15 protein-coding genes, 1 tRNA gene and 3 pseudogenes are annotated in these 16,481 nt (G+C 57.4%); 12 read left to right on the top strand and 7 right to left on the bottom strand.

All coding sequences use genetic code 11. The features are described from left to right. The first annotated feature begins 12 nt into the window (after positions 1-12). The 3 genes and pseudogenes from EXN68_RS15015 (at position 13) to EXN68_RS15010 (ending at position 1,237) form a co-directional block, all read left to right on the top strand. Positions 13-102, top strand: a tRNA-Ser gene (locus EXN68_RS15015). Positions 103-193: 91 nt separating this feature from the next. Then, positions 194-430: a DUF6538 domain-containing protein gene (locus EXN68_RS28180; RefSeq protein WP_404944525.1), complete on the top strand. Its 237-nt coding sequence runs from the start codon at positions 194-196 to the stop codon at positions 428-430. A gap of 47 nt (positions 431-477) precedes the next feature. Beyond that, positions 478-1,237 (top strand): annotated as a pseudogene (locus tag EXN68_RS15010) (IS5 family transposase). A 78-nt stretch (positions 1,238-1,315) separates the two neighbouring features. On the opposite strand, the gene EXN68_RS15005 reads toward EXN68_RS15010, so the two are convergent. From EXN68_RS15005 to EXN68_RS14995, 3 genes are read right to left on the bottom strand one after another with little or no spacing between them, the layout of a single operon-like run. Further along, positions 1,316-2,437: a siderophore-interacting protein gene (locus EXN68_RS15005; protein ID WP_142841637.1), complete on the bottom strand. Its 1,122-nt coding sequence runs from the start codon at positions 2,435-2,437 to the stop codon at positions 1,316-1,318. 18 nt (positions 2,438-2,455) lie between these two features. After that, on the bottom strand, positions 2,456-3,580 hold the full coding sequence (locus tag EXN68_RS15000) for an ABC transporter substrate-binding protein (protein ID WP_205125321.1): 1,125 nt from the start codon (positions 3,578-3,580) through the stop codon (positions 2,456-2,458). Positions 3,581-3,587: 7 nt separating this feature from the next. Further along, entirely contained in the window at positions 3,588-5,735 is a 2,148-nt protein-coding gene (locus EXN68_RS14995) for a TonB-dependent siderophore receptor (RefSeq protein WP_142841636.1), read from the bottom strand. 163 nt (positions 5,736-5,898) lie between these two features. Here EXN68_RS14995 and EXN68_RS14990 point away from each other — a divergent pair, with 163 nt between their 5' ends. From EXN68_RS14990 to EXN68_RS14970, 5 genes and pseudogenes are all read left to right on the top strand, one after another. Next, entirely contained in the window at positions 5,899-6,543 is a 645-nt protein-coding gene (locus tag EXN68_RS14990) for a TetR/AcrR family transcriptional regulator (RefSeq protein ID WP_237681412.1), read from the top strand. Between the two features lie 550 nt (positions 6,544-7,093). Then, a pseudogene (locus EXN68_RS27910) lies at positions 7,094-7,246 on the top strand (anti-sigma factor); the annotation flags it as partial. 3 nt (positions 7,247-7,249) lie between these two features. Further along, on the top strand, positions 7,250-8,257 hold the full coding sequence (locus EXN68_RS14980; protein ID WP_142841634.1) for an alpha/beta fold hydrolase: 1,008 nt from the start codon (positions 7,250-7,252) through the stop codon (positions 8,255-8,257). Then, entirely contained in the window at positions 8,241-8,657 is a 417-nt protein-coding gene (locus EXN68_RS14975; protein ID WP_142841633.1) for a DoxX family protein, read from the top strand. Before EXN68_RS14980 ends, EXN68_RS14975 begins: the two co-directional genes overlap by 17 nt. A gap of 37 nt (positions 8,658-8,694) precedes the next feature. Then, positions 8,695-8,829 (top strand): annotated as a pseudogene (locus EXN68_RS14970) (fasciclin domain-containing protein); the annotation flags it as partial. Positions 8,830-8,930: 101 nt separating this feature from the next. On the opposite strand, the gene EXN68_RS14965 reads toward EXN68_RS14970, so the two are convergent. Beyond that, positions 8,931-9,719 carry a DUF4394 domain-containing protein gene (locus tag EXN68_RS14965; protein ID WP_142841632.1) on the bottom strand — a complete coding sequence of 263 codons (789 nt, stop codon included), beginning with the start codon at positions 9,717-9,719 and terminating at the stop codon, positions 8,931-8,933. Between the two features lie 203 nt (positions 9,720-9,922). Between EXN68_RS14965 and EXN68_RS14960 the strand changes: the two genes are divergently transcribed. Both EXN68_RS14960 and EXN68_RS14955 read left to right on the top strand, forming a co-directional pair. Next, positions 9,923-10,468 carry a sigma-70 family RNA polymerase sigma factor gene (locus tag EXN68_RS14960; RefSeq protein ID WP_142841770.1) on the top strand — a complete coding sequence of 182 codons (546 nt, stop codon included), beginning with the start codon at positions 9,923-9,925 and terminating at the stop codon, positions 10,466-10,468. Beyond that, positions 10,465-11,169, top strand: a complete 705-nt coding sequence (locus EXN68_RS14955) for an anti-sigma factor (RefSeq protein WP_142841631.1) — start codon at positions 10,465-10,467, stop codon at positions 11,167-11,169. The genes EXN68_RS14960 and EXN68_RS14955 overlap by 4 nt, the downstream gene beginning before the upstream one ends. Before the next feature lie 307 nt (positions 11,170-11,476). Here the strand turns inward: EXN68_RS14955 and EXN68_RS14950 are convergent, their stop codons facing one another. From EXN68_RS14950 to EXN68_RS14940, 3 genes are read right to left on the bottom strand one after another with little or no spacing between them, the layout of a single operon-like run. Next, positions 11,477-12,355, bottom strand: a complete 879-nt coding sequence (locus tag EXN68_RS14950; protein WP_142841630.1) for an efflux RND transporter periplasmic adaptor subunit — start codon at positions 12,353-12,355, stop codon at positions 11,477-11,479. Beyond that, on the bottom strand, positions 12,352-12,561 hold the full coding sequence (locus tag EXN68_RS14945; RefSeq protein ID WP_142841629.1) for a DUF1656 domain-containing protein: 210 nt from the start codon (positions 12,559-12,561) through the stop codon (positions 12,352-12,354). Before EXN68_RS14945 ends, EXN68_RS14950 begins: the two co-directional genes overlap by 4 nt. Continuing rightward, entirely contained in the window at positions 12,558-14,588 is a 2,031-nt protein-coding gene (locus tag EXN68_RS14940) for an FUSC family protein (RefSeq protein WP_142841628.1), read from the bottom strand. The genes EXN68_RS14945 and EXN68_RS14940 overlap by 4 nt, the downstream gene beginning before the upstream one ends. Positions 14,589-15,020: 432 nt before the next feature. On the opposite strand from EXN68_RS14940, the gene EXN68_RS14935 reads away from it, so the two are divergent. Both EXN68_RS14935 and EXN68_RS14930 read left to right on the top strand, forming a co-directional pair. Further along, complete coding sequence (locus EXN68_RS14935; protein WP_142841627.1) at positions 15,021-15,827, top strand: AraC family transcriptional regulator; 807 nt, start codon at positions 15,021-15,023, stop codon at positions 15,825-15,827. A gap of 39 nt (positions 15,828-15,866) precedes the next feature. Continuing rightward, positions 15,867-16,241, top strand: a complete 375-nt coding sequence (locus EXN68_RS14930; RefSeq protein WP_142841626.1) for a VOC family protein — start codon at positions 15,867-15,869, stop codon at positions 16,239-16,241. Positions 16,242-16,481: the final 240 nt, after the last annotated feature.

Genomic DNA, 16,481 nt, shown 5'->3' with positions numbered 1-16,481 from the left:
GTTCGCGCATGCGGAGAGGTGGCAGAGTGGTCGAATGCACCGCACTCGAAATGCGGCATACCTGCAAGGGTATCGTGGGTTCGAATCCCACCCTCTCCGCCATTCTGAACCGAAGCGCCTGCGTTTCCTACTAAGTTAGCATTTTCAATGCCTTGATCTTCTCGTCGTTCCACTCAACTGTTACAGTGGAGCAATGAAAGACATGCCCAGGCACCCCCGTTTGATGATGCGCGGTAACACTTATTGGCACCGCACTGCCATCCCCTCAGACATCAAAAAAACCTATCCAAAGGCGGAAGAGACATTCTCGCTTAGGACGAAGAACGTCTATGAAGCCCTCATCGCTGTTCGGAAGGCTGCTGCCGAGGTTGATGAAAGGTTCGCTGCTCATCGTCGTCGGATGGCAGTTCTTAGGCTCAGGACCCATTGATTTGAATTGACGGTTATGATTCATGCGTTTGTGCAGGAGCCTGGCCAATGAGTAATCTATTTTGGCTGACGGACGAGCAAATGGCTCGTCTTCAGCCTTATTTCCCCAAAAGCCATGGCCGCCAGCGCGTTAACGACCGACGCGTTCTGAGCGGCATTATCTTCGTCAACCGCAATGGGCTGCGTTGGCGTGATGTGCCGAAGGAATATGGCCCGGCAAAAACGCTTTACAACCGCTGGAAACGCTGGGGCGACAAGGGCATCTTTATCCAGATGATGGAAGGCCTGGCTGTGCCTGAAGCCGCAGAGCGCAAGACGATCATGATCGACGCGACCTATCTGAAGGCCCACCGCACTGCTTCCAGCCTGCGGGTAAAAAAGGGGGCGCGGGCCGCCTGATTGGGCGCACGAAAGGTGGTATGAACACCAAGCTTCATGCCGTAACGGATGCGAGTGGTCGCCCGATCAATTTCTTCATAACGGCTGGTCAGGTCAGCGATTACACCGGTGCTGCCGCCTTGCTTGATGAGCTTCCCAAGGCAAAATGGCTACTGGCCGACCGTGGCTATGATGCCGACTGGTATCGTGACGCTTTATAGGCAAAGGGTATCACTCCCTGCATTCCGGGTCGCAAATCCCGCACCAAGACCATCAAATACGACAAACGCCGCTACAACGGCGTAACCGGATCGAGATCATGTTCGGGCGTCTCAAAGACTGGCGGCGTGTCGCTATGCGCTACGACAGGTGCCCAATGGCCTTTCTCTCCGCCATCGCTCTCGCTGCAACCGTTATCTTCTGGCTATGAACAATGAGTCCTGACCCTAACCCAAGGGTGTCTACGAAACTCGGGGCTATTCACTATTCCGTCAGCCATCACTCGCTGTCACTGAGGTAGATAAGCATCTGCACCTGCAGCGATGATATCTTCCTCGCTGAGACACCTGTGCCAGTGCGAATAGAGCACGAAGCGGTGACGCGGAAGCCCCACTTCCTTCTTCAGGTGACGATGAATGGCACTGAAGGCTTTGTGTTCGCATCCACCCCAGAAGAAGATGCTCTCTCGGCATGTCGGCCATCGAATGGAGCCAATTGCGTCCTGAAGCAGCGTCGTTGTGCCTGCAGCATTGCCGTTGCGATACAACCACCGGATTGAGACATCGCTGGAAGAGCAGAGCGGCAATTCGTCGGCGGGCGTATCGACTTCGATGAAGGTATGGCCGGTTGCCGTCGCCGGCAGATGTTCGAGAATTCTGGCAATGCCGGGCAATGCGGTTTCGTCGCCGGCGAGAACGTAGAAGTCCGCCAGCCCTGGGCCGTTCGCCGCAGGCCCCAGAATACCGACGACATCGCCTGCCTGTGCGTTCATCGCCCACACGGTCGCGGGACCGGGATGAGCATGGAGCGCGAAATCGATTGTGATTGTTTGTCTTGCCGTGTCGATGAAGCGGATCGTATAGACGCGCGTCGGAACAGCATTATTGTCCGGCCAGACGACATGCCCGCGATGGTCAAGTAGCGGCCAGCGTGGCGCGGCGATATCGCGCGGCTGGAAAATGAGACGACAGTGGAGCTGGTCTTTACGGTCGTAACGTTCGAGGTTCTCTCCCTTGAAGACGATCCTGCGAAAGCGGGGCGACAGGTCCTCAATGGTCTGCACCCGCAAAATGCGCAGATCGTCGGGTAAGGCAGGGTCCGCATGGTCGCCTTCCCATTGAATATCGAGATTTTCACGGGCGGCGATGAAACCGATCGGCCCGACCAGAGCATGTTTCAGCCGGTTCAGACCGCCGGGATCGGAAGCTTCCGCCGTCAACCGGAAACCGTTTCCGGTCGCCTCGAATGTGGCGTCGCCGAATGGCGAATGGATATGATGAATGCCACCTGCCTTCTTAACGGTCATGTCGTGCGTTGCAATCGATTCAACAATCGGTTCGATATAGTCGTTAATCTTTTCAAACTGGACAGCGGCATGTGCGCGGTATCGGTTGTTGCTGGTCGATGGCATCGGGCGTGGCTCCGTGTCTCAGATCGCCGCCCACAGCGGTCCCTTTATGGGAAATGCTGCGAAGTCGCGATTGATGGTGTCGAGAATGGCGGTTGGATCGATATCGGCACATCGATCCGGATGCAGCCATCTGGTTGCCTGGGCGATAAACAGCACGTTGAGGGGCAAGTTGGTAATCAACCCGGTCCATATCCCGTAAACACGCTTTGAACGAACGCTCGGCAGATGTTCGAAACTCGGGCGGCCCTCGATCAGGTGCTGCAATCCCTGTCGACCCTGTTCGGCGTCGATTCCAGGGCCGATGGACGGACGGCCACCCGAGGCCCAGCCACCGCCGGAGGCGATGTAGACCTCATGCGGTGTGGCAAGAAGATATTCGAGCGACAGCTTCTCAAACCACGGCGCGACCACGCCCGGAAGCGGCTGACCACCGGCCAGCGCCAGCAATTCGCCCCAGTTCTTTCTGCCCGCCGCCCAGCAGCAGTCGTCGAGCGTCGACTGGACCTCCAGATAGGTCGTGACGGGCTTCGCACCTGAAACGCACGTTGCAATGCCCGCCAGTTCCCGCTCGACAAAGGTGATATAGGCCTCTGCTTTGCCTGAAGCACCCAGAAGTGTTCCCCACATGCGCATAGATGCTTTCATCGCATCAACCGGGCCGCTTGCCCTCGCCTCATCCGCCGCGTTTGAAAAGGCGTCGCTGAAGACCACGGGAATGCCGATCTCCTTCAGCCTCTGCAGCAGGGAATTCTCATCACCCTGCGGCGTCATGAAGGCCGTGGTCACGATCAGGTCGGGAGACAGGGCGATCAGCCCTTCAAGGGAAAGCGTGTCCGGGCTCAGCGTCCCGACCGTGCTGACGGAATGGCCGTTCAGCAGGATCGTCTGCAATTCACCGCTGTCGAGCCGATCGACGGCGGCCCAGCCCACGACCAGCGACGCAGGATCGCGATGCAGGAGCGACATCGTCAGCAGGTCATGCGCCTCCAGCAAAACGATCCTTTTCGGAAGGGCAGGGAGGTGCACCTCGCGCCCCGCCATATCCCTCACGGTAACCGGTTGCTCGGCTCCAGCGGGCTGAATGCCGGAAAGGATGCCAGCTGCCGCAAAGGAGATGCAAAAGCCTCGTCTCGTTATGATCACGGCGACATCACCATTTGTATCTGAGGCCGGCGAGCACCGTGCGGCCGTTGCCGTATTGGCAATAATATTCGGAACTGCAGGAGGAGTAATAGTCCTTGTCGAGCAGGTTGGTGACGTTCAGTGTCGCCTGCAGCCCCTTGAGTTTCGGGTTCGTTGCTCCAAAATCATAACGAAGTGCGGCGTCAAGCAGGGTATAGCCATCGGCTTTCACCGTATTGGTGTCGTTACTATAGCTGGAGCCGACGAAACGCATCCCGCCGCCGACGCTTAAGCCCTCCAGCGCACCGGAATCGACGGTGTAGTTCGCCCAGAGCGAACCATAGTAGCGCGGCACGGCCTGCGGGCGGTTGCCTATGATCGATGTGATACCGGATTCGGAAACTTCCGTGTCGAGCAGGGAAACCGCAGCGATAAGTTCGAGATTGCTGGTGAGGTTCCCCCTCGCCTCGAACTCCAGCCCGCGGGAGTGGATCTCGCCCTGTTGTTCATTGAAGCCTGATGAGGCGTTGTAATAGACCACATTCTGCTGGCGAATATCGAAAGTGGAGAGCGTGAACATGGCGTCCAGCCCCGAGGGCTGGTATTTGACGCCCACCTCATATTGCTGCGCTTCCGTCGGCTTGAACGGACTGCCATTGGCACCAACGCTGGTGGAAGGTTCGAACGAGGTGGAATAACTGACATAAGGCGCAATGCCGTTATCGAAAAGGTAAAGCAGGCCGGCGCGATAGCTTGTTGCGCTGTCAGATCGTTTCAACGATGTTCCGGCAAGGAGATTGTCAGTGTCCTGACGGGCCCAGTCGTGCCGCACCCCGAAAACACCGCGCAGCCCGCCGATCTCGATCTGATCCTGGAGATAGATGCCTGTCTGGCGAAGCGACTGATCATTGTCGACCGCCGTCATGAACGGGCCGACCGGTCGGCCGTAGACGGGATTGGCCACATCAAGCGGCGTCGCGCCACCCAGCAGATATTCCCAGCTGCTGCTTGAGCGCTGAATGTCGAGGCCGGCAAGAAGCGTATGACCGATGGCGCCGGTTTCGAACTTGAATTCAGCCTGGTTGTCGAAGGAAAAGCCTTCGGCGTCCTCGATGGAATGGACAGCCCAGCGGGGAATAATACCCGTCGCGGACATTGGCCCGTTCATCTGGAGCGAACGCATATCGGTATCCACGCCGGAATATCGGAAGTTGGAGCGGATGGTCACCTGGTCATCGAACCTGTGCTCGAACTCGTAACCGGCACCATACTGGGTGCGCCTGAACGCGTCGTAGTTGGGATCCCCGACATTGAGGTCCCGACTGAGGAAACCGGCATAACCTGCGGGCGCCAGAAACTTCGGATAAAGCGAGTTGAAATAGCCGCCTTCCGGATCGCGCTGATAATAACCGGAAACAACGAGCGAGGTATCCTCGTCCGGCTGCCACTTGAGGGATGGCGCAATGCCGAGACGCTTTTCATCCACATCGTCATAGCGTGTGCCGGAGGAACGGCCAACAATGCCGATACCATATTGCCATGTTCCATCCGTGGCGATGGGGCCGGTGGAATAAAGACCGCTTTGCACCCTTCCATCGGTCCCGACTTCAAGTCTTGCCTCGTTTGACGGCACGCTCGATGGCTTGCGGCTGACCTGATTGACAAGGCCGCCGGGGCTCACCTGGCCATAAAGAAGTGCTGCCGGCCCCTTCAGGACGTCGATGCGCTCAAGGAGAAACGGATCAATGGAGGGTGTTGCAAAGGCCTGACCACGTTGAAGTTTCAAACCATCCAGATAATTCACATAATTGGTCGCCGTGCCAAATGCGCCGAAGCCGCGAAGAAACACGGAATCGTAACGCGAATTCGAGTCCCGATCAGACAACACACCGGCTGTGTAACGCAGCGCTTCACCGACCGTCTGCGGGTTCTGGTCGTCGATCTGCTTGCGCGTTATCACGGTAACGGATTGCGGCGTTTCGGCTAAAGGTGTTCCGGTCTTGGTTGCCGACCGAGTGGACTTGGCGACAATCGCAGCGGAGGTCCCGGCTGCCCCACCATTGCCCTGCACGACGATTGTTTCCAACTGTGTGCCCTGCTCCTGCGCCAGGGCATGGGTCGCCACCAGAAAGGTTGTGGCTGTCAGAATGTTTTTAAAGGAAAGACCTTGCTTCACGAATTCGCCCCCATGGTCGAAGCTTGGGAAATCTGCTAGAGTGCATAAATCAAACGGGACCGTCCTGTCCAGTTAATATGAAGGCGTTGGTCAACTTTTATGTTGGCAATCCTGTTCGACGTCTTCAAACAGGCCGGGCACGGGCAAGTGCGGAGGAAATCTGGTGTCGGAAAAAACAAACGCCACAGCGCGGGTCGGTCGGCCCTTGAAGGCGGAACAGAACGCCGCGGCCGAGCGGATAATCGACGCTGCGACCACGCTTTTTGCGACGCGCGGCTTTGCCGGCACTTCAATGGAACAGGTCGCTTCGCAGTGCGGGGCAGGCAAGGATACTGTTTATCGCCGCTTTCCCTCGAAAGTCGCCCTGTTCGAAGCCGTGGTGGAACATGCTCACGCCCGAGCGGTGGCACGGCTGAGAGACTTGCCGATGGCACAGGGCAACGCTCTTCAACGCCTGCGGGCCCTGATGCGCGAATTGCTGCATATCAACATGGAGCCGGACCTCATTGCGCTGAAGCGTATAACCTTCAGTGAAGCGGTCGTGTTCGAAAAGAAAAGACCGATCCCGCCGCAGCCCGATCCGATCATGAACCGGCTCGTCGATGCCGTGCAGACAGCGCAGGATGCGGGCGTGGTTGCGACCGGGGATGTGAGCCTGATCGCCAGCCATCTCATTCACTGTCTTGTTGCAATGCCCACCTCATCCGCGATGATGGGCAGCGCCGAATTTGATACAAGACAGTCTGTCGACCTGTATTTCGACAGGACCTGGAACTGGCTCTACAGAGGAATATCGGCAGACGGCTGACCGCAGGGTCATTTCCATCATTCCATGGAAAGCTGTGGCAACTGAAATCGCAAAGGTCGTCCTAGGGTTCAGGGAGCGTTCCGTCGCAACCGTCGCAAAGCCGGCGATCCGTTTTTTCTGCGCTCATTGTTACTTCTTAATGTCACGATCCAGCTGTGAATGACACGAATGAGATCGGGAACTGCCTCTTCTTAGTCCTGTCGAAAAGGCTGCTACCTCAGCTTGGACTTTGGCAAGGGTCAGTCCGGTCTCGGTTTCAAATCAACTATGCTGGCGGGGCAAATTTCATCTACTCTAAAATATCTCGAAAAAAGGAAATTTGGCCACGACGGGTCGCGGGTCTGAATTCCTTCAAGAGCCCAACCCTGAGAGCTGCGTCGTCTTGCCCACAGCTTGCGGGCCGCAATCCAATCGGGGAACGCCCGCTTTTGAAACGGTGCCTCCATATCCCGAGAGCCGAATAGAAATGGTGACACAGCCGTACACCCCTTGCCCCGGACTGGAACTCCGATAAAAGTTTCAGTCTGTTAATTCTGAGGTGGAGTAGGCGGATGCAGAGGGTGAGCTGCTCATTCCAGCTGACCTGCGCCAGACCATTAGCGTGGGTGCGGCGCTTGCCGTCAGCCTTGAGCCGTTCGGAGGGTTGTCGACTGGCCTTCCGACAGGTCCGATCTTTGCCAGTGGAACCGCGAGGCAGCTCTAGGATATGCCGGATCGAACTCTTTGCCTGATCGCTGCGCTTCTGATGATGGGCTGCTTCGCGTTGATTGTTTCTAAAGCGGTTGCTGCGCCAAAGCGGGACGATCAGCCAGTCCGTATCGATGTCGGTGGGTTCAAACTTAATAGTGTCCTGCTTGAGCCTGGTCGGAATCCAGACTTGCCACCAATCGTTTTCATTCATGGTGCCAGCGCCAGCCTTTACGATCCGATTTTCTCGTTTCGGACAAAGCTGCAGGAGCGGGCCAAGCTTTTGTTCCTCGATCGCCCGGGTCACGGTAATTCCGACGTCGGTGGTGAGCAGAACATTTTGCCCGACGGTCAAGCCGACTCCATTGCCGTCCTCATGCAGAAGCGCGGTATCAACCGCGCTATTATTGTCGGTCATTCCTTCGGGGGAGCAATTGCCGCGTCCTTCGCCGTGCGCCATCCTGACATGGTCTCGGGCCTCGTCTTCCTGTCTCCGGCGGTCTACTCATGGAATGGTGGGATCGCCTGGTACTACGACGCTGCCAGCGCCCCGGTCACAGGCACTTTATTCAGCACCCTTATCGTGCCAGCTGTCGGGCTTATGGCGATTGATCGTGCCACGAAAGGCGTTTTTGCCCCGAACCCGGTTCCTGCCGGCTACATCGACAAGACACGTGCCCTGCAAGCACTGCGGCCGCTCGCATTTCGGCACAATGCGAGAGAGGTTGCGGCTTTGAGCGACTGGGCCAGAGCGGCTTCCGTGAATTACCGCAAAATCAAAGTGCCGACAGTCATCATTACTGGCGATACTGATAATATCGTCTCCCCTGAGGTCCACTCCCTTCATCTCGCCCGCGATATTCGTGGTGCTTGTCTGATCGTCGTGCACAATCTCGGGCACAAGTCGGATTTCGTCGCGAGTGATCTGGCAATCGCAGCGATCGAGACGGTTGCGGGCCGCAAGTCGAACCTCAATGCCATAAAAAGGGATGTCGAGCAGAGGATAGCACGTGACGGCAAGGATTGATGTCTGGCAGCGGCGGTGCCAGTGGGGATTATCCAGCTTCTATGGTCTCGCGGGCATTCTTCATATCGTCCTGCCCAAACCCTTCCTCGGTATCACGCCTGCCTGGGTTCCTGAGCCGGAGGCCGCTATTTTCCTGACTGGTCTGTGCGAGATTGCCGGTGCGGTCGGAATTCTGGTGCCAAGGCTGCGGAAAGCTGCCGGCATTGGCCTGGCGCTCTATGCAATCTGCGTCTTCCCGGCCAATATCAAGCGTGCCATTGACAGCCTTGGTGCAGCGACTGTTTCGCCATGGCAATGGTCCTACCATCTCATCCGGTTGCCTTTGCAGCCTTACTTGGTGTGGTTGGCGCTCTTCGCGGGAAACATCGTCGTCTGGCCATTCGGGCGTGGCGAAAAATAGCCTTGATATCGTCTGACGAAATTCGCAAAGTTTCATCGTCGGCGGATGCATCCTGAAGGCCAGGGAATGCATGGGCACGATCACGCTCACCAACGAGATGGGTGGTGTTGCGCACACGGCGATCGCCGACATTAAACAATCCAACGGCGTCATCCATGTCATCGACAAGGTTTTCTGCGCAAGATGTAGTCCGGGACCATTCCGTCATCAGAAAGGCCGGCGACATTTGAGGTCGCCGGCCTTTTCAGTTTTCATCGTTAAACGTCTGCCGAATTACATGTTCGGCAGAACGGCGATGTCGCGCACTTCGTTGTCGAGCCCTGTGATCGGGCCGACTTCGGTTGCCGCTCCAGTTTCGAGGTTGACCGTGTAGAGCGTCTTGGATGCGGCGAGATAGGCCACGTTCTTGCCGTCCGCCATACCCTGAATATCAAAGGCATAGGCCGCAGGCTTGTCTTTAAGGCCGAGCTTGCCGATTGCTTTCAGCGTGCCGTCATTCGGCTTGGTCTGCTGGATCAGCGCGCCGATCGTGGCATCGATATTATACATGGCGGTCTTTTCAGGCTTGCCGACGGAGTTGGTATAGGCAGCAGCGACGATGTTCGGGGTCTCGCCCTTGTGCATGTCGCCCTCCTCGAAGGCGAGCACACCGTCAACCGTCACAGCGCCAGTATCCGGGTGGACGCGATGGTTGGTCGTTCCGGTCATGAAGCGCAGCCGATCGGCCATCGGGTTGAAGTCGACCACGACAGGGGCTTGCGTCATGGTCAGCATCTTGTCCATTCTGGCGACGTCGGTGGCGGCGCCCGTTTCGAGATTGATCGAGACGATGCGATGATCCGGGGTGACGCCGATCACCGTCTTGTTGCCGGGGCGGAAGTCGATGCCGACAAGCTTGTCGACGCCAGTCACGTCCATCTTTTTCGTCACCGCCGGTTTCTCCGTATCAAAGATGACGAGCGTCCTGTCGCCGCTCAGGCCGAGGACGGGGGCAGCGAATGCGGTTGATGCCACTGCGATGGAAGCAGAGGAGGCAATCAGTGCGAAACGAATGATCTTCATGTCTTTCTCCCGTGTTGAACCGTTCGGAAGTCGTGTAGCGCTCGGCTCTCGACGCTTCCTGAACTGAAGACACGCGAGCCATGCCGTTTGGATGCAGCCTGCGAAAAAATAATTTCGACTTGCATCCATTCGTCGATCCGGCGGGTATAGCTTTCAAAGCCGACAGTCTTCTTCGTCGGTGTTGGGAGAAGGTATTGATGCTGATGGGCTCTAAGCCGGATGATCTCGATACGGCACTCGCTGCCTGCGCCAAGGGTGATCGCAACGCTCTGCGCCTGATCTTTGATCGGGAGGCGGGACGCCTGATCGCGGTCGCCGAGCGCATTGTTCGGCGTCGTGAGCTTGCCGAAGAGGTGGTGCAGGACGCCTTCATCCGGATCTGGACCCATGCGTATCAGTATAGGGCCGATCGCGGCTCTGCCCGAGGCTGGATCTATGCCATCGTCCGCAACCGGGCACTTAATCTCCTGCGGGACGGAAAGCGTGAGCACACCGTCGAGGAAGTGGAGGCCCTGCGCGACAGCGAGCAGGCGGATGAGGTCTTGGCGGCGTGGCACAGGCTGGACCGCAGTTCGCGGCTCTATGATTGCCTCGGCGGACTCGACGAGAGCAAACGGAGCGGCATTCTTATGGCCTATATCGGCGGCTACTCGCATGGCGAGATCGCCGGGAGGCTGCGCATTCCGCTCGGTACGACCAAATCCTGGATCAGGCGTGGCCTTGCAGCTCTCCGGGAGTGCATGGCATGACCTACGATCGCAAGGATATCCCTGCCATTGCCGATGAATATGTCCTGGGCCTGATAGAGGCCGCGGATGTTGACGAGGTTGAGGTTGCCATGGAACGCGATGCTGAACTGCGCGCCGCAATTGCTGCCAGCCGCGAGCGCTTCCTGCCTCTCGACATGAGCGTGGCACCTGCTACCGTCACCGAGCAGCTTTGGCAGCGCATCGAAGCGGCCTTGCCGGTCCAGGATCAAGCCGCTGTTATGCCTCTGATCTCAAACGCCAATGACAACCGTAGAAACGGTTGGCGAATGGCTGCGATCTCGGCCATCGCCGCCACCTTTCTACTCGCGATTGGTCTCGCTTACAGCCTGACCCGGACGGTGGAACCGCTTGTCGTCGCGGTTCTGATCAATGATGCTGGGGAGGTGCAGGCGGTCGTCGAGGATTTCGGCAACGAGCAGGCGACGATCCGTATGCTGGCCGATTTCAACATCCCCGGGGACAAGACGATCCAGGTCTGGACCCTGCCATCCCGGGAGATGGGGCCAGTTTCCCTCGGCCTCATCGAAGGTGCGCGCTCCGCACGTCTCGATAGTCCGGTCTTGCCATCACCAAGAAATGATCAGCTCTATGAGATCACACTTGAGCAGACGGGTGGATCGCCGACGGGGCGACCGACCGGACCGATCCTCGCTAAGGGACTGGCAAGGATGCCGCGATAACGGCGAGCTCAGCCAGCCGGGAAATGAGAGCTTGTTCCGATGTTCATAGCACGCCAGAAGGTTCGCTCGGCCCGGCTCTGAATCCTTGCAGGCTACTGGGCATTGGGGTTCAGGTTGGACGGGCTAAAAATCAGGCAATGAGATGTGTGGGGCCCCTCGCTATATCCTCCTGCGGAGAGGGAGACGTACGATAAATGGGGCGCCGACGGGTCCGCAAGTCTCTTCTTGACAGATCGGGGTCACGAAAACGCTGGGACGCGCGCGCACCTCGATCTACGCATTCCGACGCAGGGGATGGTTTTACGCCTCAGTTGCCCCTCGGTTCAACAGAGACTGTTGCGGTCCTCCCCGCAATCAGGTTGACCGACTTTGGAACATGGTCGATCTCAATCCGCACCGGAATCCTCTGGGCCAGACGGACCCATGAAAATGTTGGAGCAACGCTAGCGAGCGAACCTGCAGTATCGCTTCGCTCGTGATCCTCAATCCCGGCGGCAACACCTGCGACATGGCCGATAATCGGTTGCTGTTCTCCCATGATCTCGATCTTCACGCGATCTCCGACGTGGATCCGCGGGAGTTTTGTTTCTTCAAAGTACCCCGCAACGTAGATGGCGTCACTTTCTACTAGCACGCCGACCGCATTTCCGACGGAGACATAGGTGCCCCGACGTAAAGGGAAATTCGTGATTTTGCCTGAGACTGGCGCTTTCACGGTTGTCCGGTCAAGGTTCAGCTTCGCCAGATCAAGGGCGACGAGTGCCGATTGATAAGCGGCGTCTGCCTGGTACCGCAGGCTTTCTGCATGCTGCCGCTCCTTGAGGCTGGCGGCTTCTTTAGAGGCGAGCAGTTGATATCGTTCAAATTCGATCTTAGCCAGATCCGCTGCGGCCTTACTGCTCCGCACTTGGGCCTCTGCCTGGCGCAGCGAGAGTTCAAACCGGTCTGCTTCGATCCGAAACAGGGGCATCCCTTTTTCGACTTGCGCGTTGTCGGATACCAAAACCTCCGTGACGGGTCCCGACACATCTGGTGCCAGACGAACGATATCTGCCCGGATATGAGCGTCGCGTGTCCACGGCGCTTCCATGTAGAAAGACCACAGGTGCCAGCTTAGTACCGCTGCGCAACATACCATGGATAAGGTCAACAGGGCTCTGCCCAAGGTGACGGTATAATTTGTCATGTCTGCAACCACTTGAGAATAGCGGAAAGCACGCCAAGGAGGGTGATATAAAGCGCGAGGTTGAACAGCGAGCGATGCCACACCGCTGAATAAAGCCCCAGCCTGCCGAACACCGGTATGAGTACCCGGAGTAGACCGTATGCACACACCGCGAGCGCGGATAACCAAGGCAGGAAGACACCATAGAGATCGAATTGTCCGGTCACCTGGCATTCCTATTCGATGGAGACGTTGTCGAAACCGGAGGATCCGTCTCCGGTGCAAGGCACAGACGAAGAGCGGCCGCGTGCACCATGAGTTCCGTGTCGGCGTCCGTTAAGGAAAGGCCCGCGGTTGAAAGCATAAAGGCGTCCAGCATACCAAGTGCACGCTCCATGGCCTCGCCACGCTTGGCGGGTGTAATCCGATACAAGAGCTCCAACGCCGAGAAGATGACTTCGGCCCTGACACAAACAGGTATCGAGGCTTCATCCGAGCGCACCTGCATTGCCGTTATGTGCAGCCCCGCGCGCAGGTCCCTCATCAGGTCAGCATCGGAGGTGCCGGAGGTGGCAGGTAATTTCTCCGCCCTGACTGCAAACATGCCTGCCACGTCGATGACGTGATGGCGCGTGACATGCGCGTCGGCATGCTGGCCCGCCGCGATCCCGGCAACATGCGCCTGTGTCACTGAGAAAAGCCTCCTGGCATTCGTCTCTGCTCTCACAGATCGGAAGATGCCGCACACCACGATCGCCCAGACCATACCAAGAACAGTCGCGGTACCCGAGTTTGCAAACATTATGAAGTCGCTGCTCTGGTGTGCCTGAAGAGTAAGAAGAAGTGGAAAGTTTATACAAAGGCCCATGCCGACGATCGCAAGCGAAGGCACGGCAAGGCAAATCCCTGCAGGTATCAGGAAGAGGCCTAGTGCAGCGACAAGCGGCACAAAACCATCGATCAGCGGAAGGATCGCGAAGGCATAGACGGACGCAGCGATGACCGACCAGAGGGTGACATACGCGAATTTGCGCATGGCTGGCACCGGATCGTCCATCGTCGCCAGAAGGCAGCAAAGTACGCCGGAAATCTGGGCAAATGCCATGCCATCGGGCCACGTGCTGGCGATCCAGAAGGTGATTGATGTGGTGAGGCAGATCGCAACCGTCAGTGCCGAAAGCAACGCCATGGCGATGTCAGCGTGCTGGGCTGGGATGTTTTCCCGAGACGCGAAGCGACCAACTGTCCTCGCTGCATTCTCTTCCTTCAAAGCGTCTCGAAGCGACTGATACTCATGAGAAATTTGAGCAATATTCCGCAAGTTCCGCGAAACATTAGCAAGAAGAAGCACTTCCCATGATCGAGGCGCTTCGAAAGAGGCTGGCGCATCGGTTTTGATCCCGAAGAATTCCGGGGAGATTAATGATGTTGATCCGATCGCCGTAATCATCGACATGGCCTGCTCCGTGCCCGGAGTATCGAGCCTGGCCAATGCCCTTCGCTGATCCTCGAGTTCGCTCAACAACGGAAGAATGGCGACCATGCGATGCTGCAGTGACCTCACAAGCGAAACGGCAGATCGATATCTCGATCCGTCATATCGAAGGTGGACTGTGAACGACCGCAGGTCCGCCGCTTCTGCCGCCAAGGCGTATCGTTCCGCTCTGTTTCGGGCTTGATCCGCCTTGGCGGTTGCAGTTGCCGCAAGGAGCGCCTGGGCCCTTGCCATCCAAGCATCGATCCGCCCGAGCAGTGTAGTGCCGACATGGACTGGAAAAACAACGTGGCTGACGATCGAGGCACACAGGATCGCAAGTCCGATCTCCTCGACCCGCGCAACGACAGTGTCAAACGTGCTTGCCGGCGCCGTGACAAGTGGCAATCCTGCGAGAAGCACGGTGTATCCGGCCAGCAGGGAAACATAGCTGCGGGGTGTGCGATCAAGAAGGCTGATGAACGTGCATCCTGACACCCAGAAGATAATCGCTGCGGAAAGCAGTGCGGGCGAGTTCGCGAGATTTGGGACCATGATGATGGTCGCGCCGCCCCCGATCAGCGTTCCTAGCAGTCGATAGAACGATTTTGATGAGATGGCGCCCGAGAGGGGATGAGCAACGATGTAGACGGTTGAAACGGCCCAAAACGGTCGCGGCAGATCGAACCGTATCGCGATGTAATAAGCAAGCATTGCCGCCAGGAATGTCTTCAATGAAAAGATCACGTTCCCGGGGGTGACAAAGGTTCGAACGCTCATAAGTCATCCACCGCGTGAGCGTCGACCTGCGTCGTGCCTCTGTCACCCATGGAGGTGGTCAGTCCGTAGAGTTCAGGCGAGACGTAGCAAAAAAACGGCGTCGCTAAGCATGCATGCATATAAGCATCAGACAGATCAGCGCTTGAAACGACCGACGGTGTCCGTGATCGGCAGGCAAACCAAACGCCAACTCTCTCAAGGAAGGCTTTCACGGCCATTTGTGCGATAGCTATGCGGCTGACCCTGCGCCCCACGCTGTCTGAAAGCATGATGCAATGCTTGGAATCGCATGTCTGAGGCAATCGAATTTCTGTCTGAAAGACATCAGACCAGTATCCAGGCTCATGATGTTGCACTGACATCGTCATTCTCCGAATTATCTGGGATGACTCTATCGACAAAGCCTGTTGATGAATTTAGATATCCTCTCAAATGATGACTAAATTCCACCATCCGCCCTTATCCCTTTCAGCAGCCCTGGGCGACCACGAACTAGAAAAGTCCGCGGCGCGAGTGCACGCTGTGAGGATCGACGTATCCCAGAACGAACGGGAGGCACCTGAACACCGCCACCAAAAAGGGCAGCTTGTCATGGCCTCACGGGGCGGCGTGACATGTCGCGTTCCAAGCGGGATGTGGATGGTGCCGCCCCATTGCGGCGTCTGGGTTCCCGGCGGCATGCCGCATAGCAACGTGGCAACCGCCAACGCCCGTTTGTTTTTTCTGTTCATCGAGCCGGGCGCCGCCGATCTGCCGGATCGGTGCTGCACACTGTCTCTATCCCCGCTCATCCGGGAACTTATCATTGAGATGGCTAATCAGCCCGCAGCAGTGACCGCAGATTCAGAACTCATGGCAACATTGCTTCTGTCGGCATTGCCGCGGATGCCGATAGAGCATCTTCATCTCCCGCTTACAGATGAGCCCCGGCTTGTGCGAATTGCATCGGAGCTGGCCGACGATCCCGCCGATCGCAGTACGATGGCGCTATGGGCAAGGCGGGTCGGGATGAGTGAGAATTCGCTCGCACGTCTCGTCCAGCACCAGACCGGCCTCACATTCGGTCGTTGGCGACAGCAGCTACAATTGATCGTCGCAATCCGCAGTCTTGCGGCCGGGTCGACAGTTCAGCAGGTTTCGGGCGACCTTGGATATGAATCCGTGTCTGCATTTATCACCATGTTCAAGAAAGCACTCGGCACATCGCCAGCCAGATATTTAGGTAACTTCGAGCGATAGCATCATGAAATTCAGCTATCACCTAAGAGGAGATAAAGCATGTTCACCCACGTCATGATCGGCAGTAACGACCTGGAACGATCCAGAAAATTTTACGATGCGACCTTTGTTGCCCTGGGGGGCAAGCCCGGCGAGATGGATGCGAGAGGTCGACTGATCTACGCGCATGAAGGAGGGCGGTTGATGATAACGAAACCGATCGACGGGAAGCCGGCGACCGCTGCCAACGGCGGAACGATCGGTATTGCAGCGACGACCCCCGACCATGTCGTGGCATGGCATGCCGCTGGTGTCGCACATGGCGGCATGGCAATCGAGAGCCCGCCCACGGAACGTCCGAACGGCGCGTTCGTCGCATATCTTCGCGACCCCGACGGAAACAAACTTTCCGCGCGGACGCATCAGCTGAAATGAGGTCGCTGTGAGTCGCCCCTGGTGATCAAGGACAGGAGGGTTACATTGGCCACAGCGGCAGCAAACGCCCTAGTGATCGCAACTCTTGACACAAGCCATTTTTGAGGCTGCAGGGCTGAAGGTGATCAATCCCTGGTCCAGATAATGATAGTGTTCATCTGAGTGTGGTAAGTTCAGGTCCCTTCAAAAGCTGGAGACTACGTTCTCGCGGAGGCATCTTGAATCGGAATTGCCACGTTG

The sequence above is a fragment of the Martinezella rhizogenes genome, from assembly GCF_007002745.1.
GTDB lineage: Bacteria > Pseudomonadota > Alphaproteobacteria > Rhizobiales > Rhizobiaceae > Agrobacterium > Agrobacterium cucumeris.
This window is presented reverse-complemented; position numbering and strand designations above follow the sequence as displayed.

Excerpts from the sequence above, each read along its gene's own strand:
- EXN68_RS14935 (WP_142841627.1), top strand. The coding sequence starts at position 15,021 with ATGATGACTAAATTCCACCATCCGCCCTTATCCCTTTCAGCAGCCCTG.
- EXN68_RS14940 (WP_142841628.1), bottom strand. The coding sequence starts at position 14,588 with ATGAGCGTTCGAACCTTTGTCACCCCCGGGAACGTGATCTTTTCATTG.
- EXN68_RS15005 (WP_142841637.1), bottom strand. The coding sequence starts at position 2,437 with ATGCCATCGACCAGCAACAACCGATACCGCGCACATGCCGCTGTCCAG.
- EXN68_RS14950 (WP_142841630.1), bottom strand. The coding sequence starts at position 12,355 with ATGACAAATTATACCGTCACCTTGGGCAGAGCCCTGTTGACCTTATCC.
- EXN68_RS14980 (WP_142841634.1), top strand. The coding sequence starts at position 7,250 with ATGCCGGATCGAACTCTTTGCCTGATCGCTGCGCTTCTGATGATGGGC.
- EXN68_RS14930 (WP_142841626.1), top strand. The coding sequence starts at position 15,867 with ATGTTCACCCACGTCATGATCGGCAGTAACGACCTGGAACGATCCAGA.
- EXN68_RS14955 (WP_142841631.1), top strand. The coding sequence starts at position 10,465 with ATGACCTACGATCGCAAGGATATCCCTGCCATTGCCGATGAATATGTC.
- EXN68_RS14960 (WP_142841770.1), top strand. The coding sequence starts at position 9,923 with ATGGGCTCTAAGCCGGATGATCTCGATACGGCACTCGCTGCCTGCGCC.
- EXN68_RS14965 (WP_142841632.1), bottom strand. The coding sequence starts at position 9,719 with ATGAAGATCATTCGTTTCGCACTGATTGCCTCCTCTGCTTCCATCGCA.
- EXN68_RS28180 (WP_404944525.1), top strand. The coding sequence starts at position 194 with ATGAAAGACATGCCCAGGCACCCCCGTTTGATGATGCGCGGTAACACT.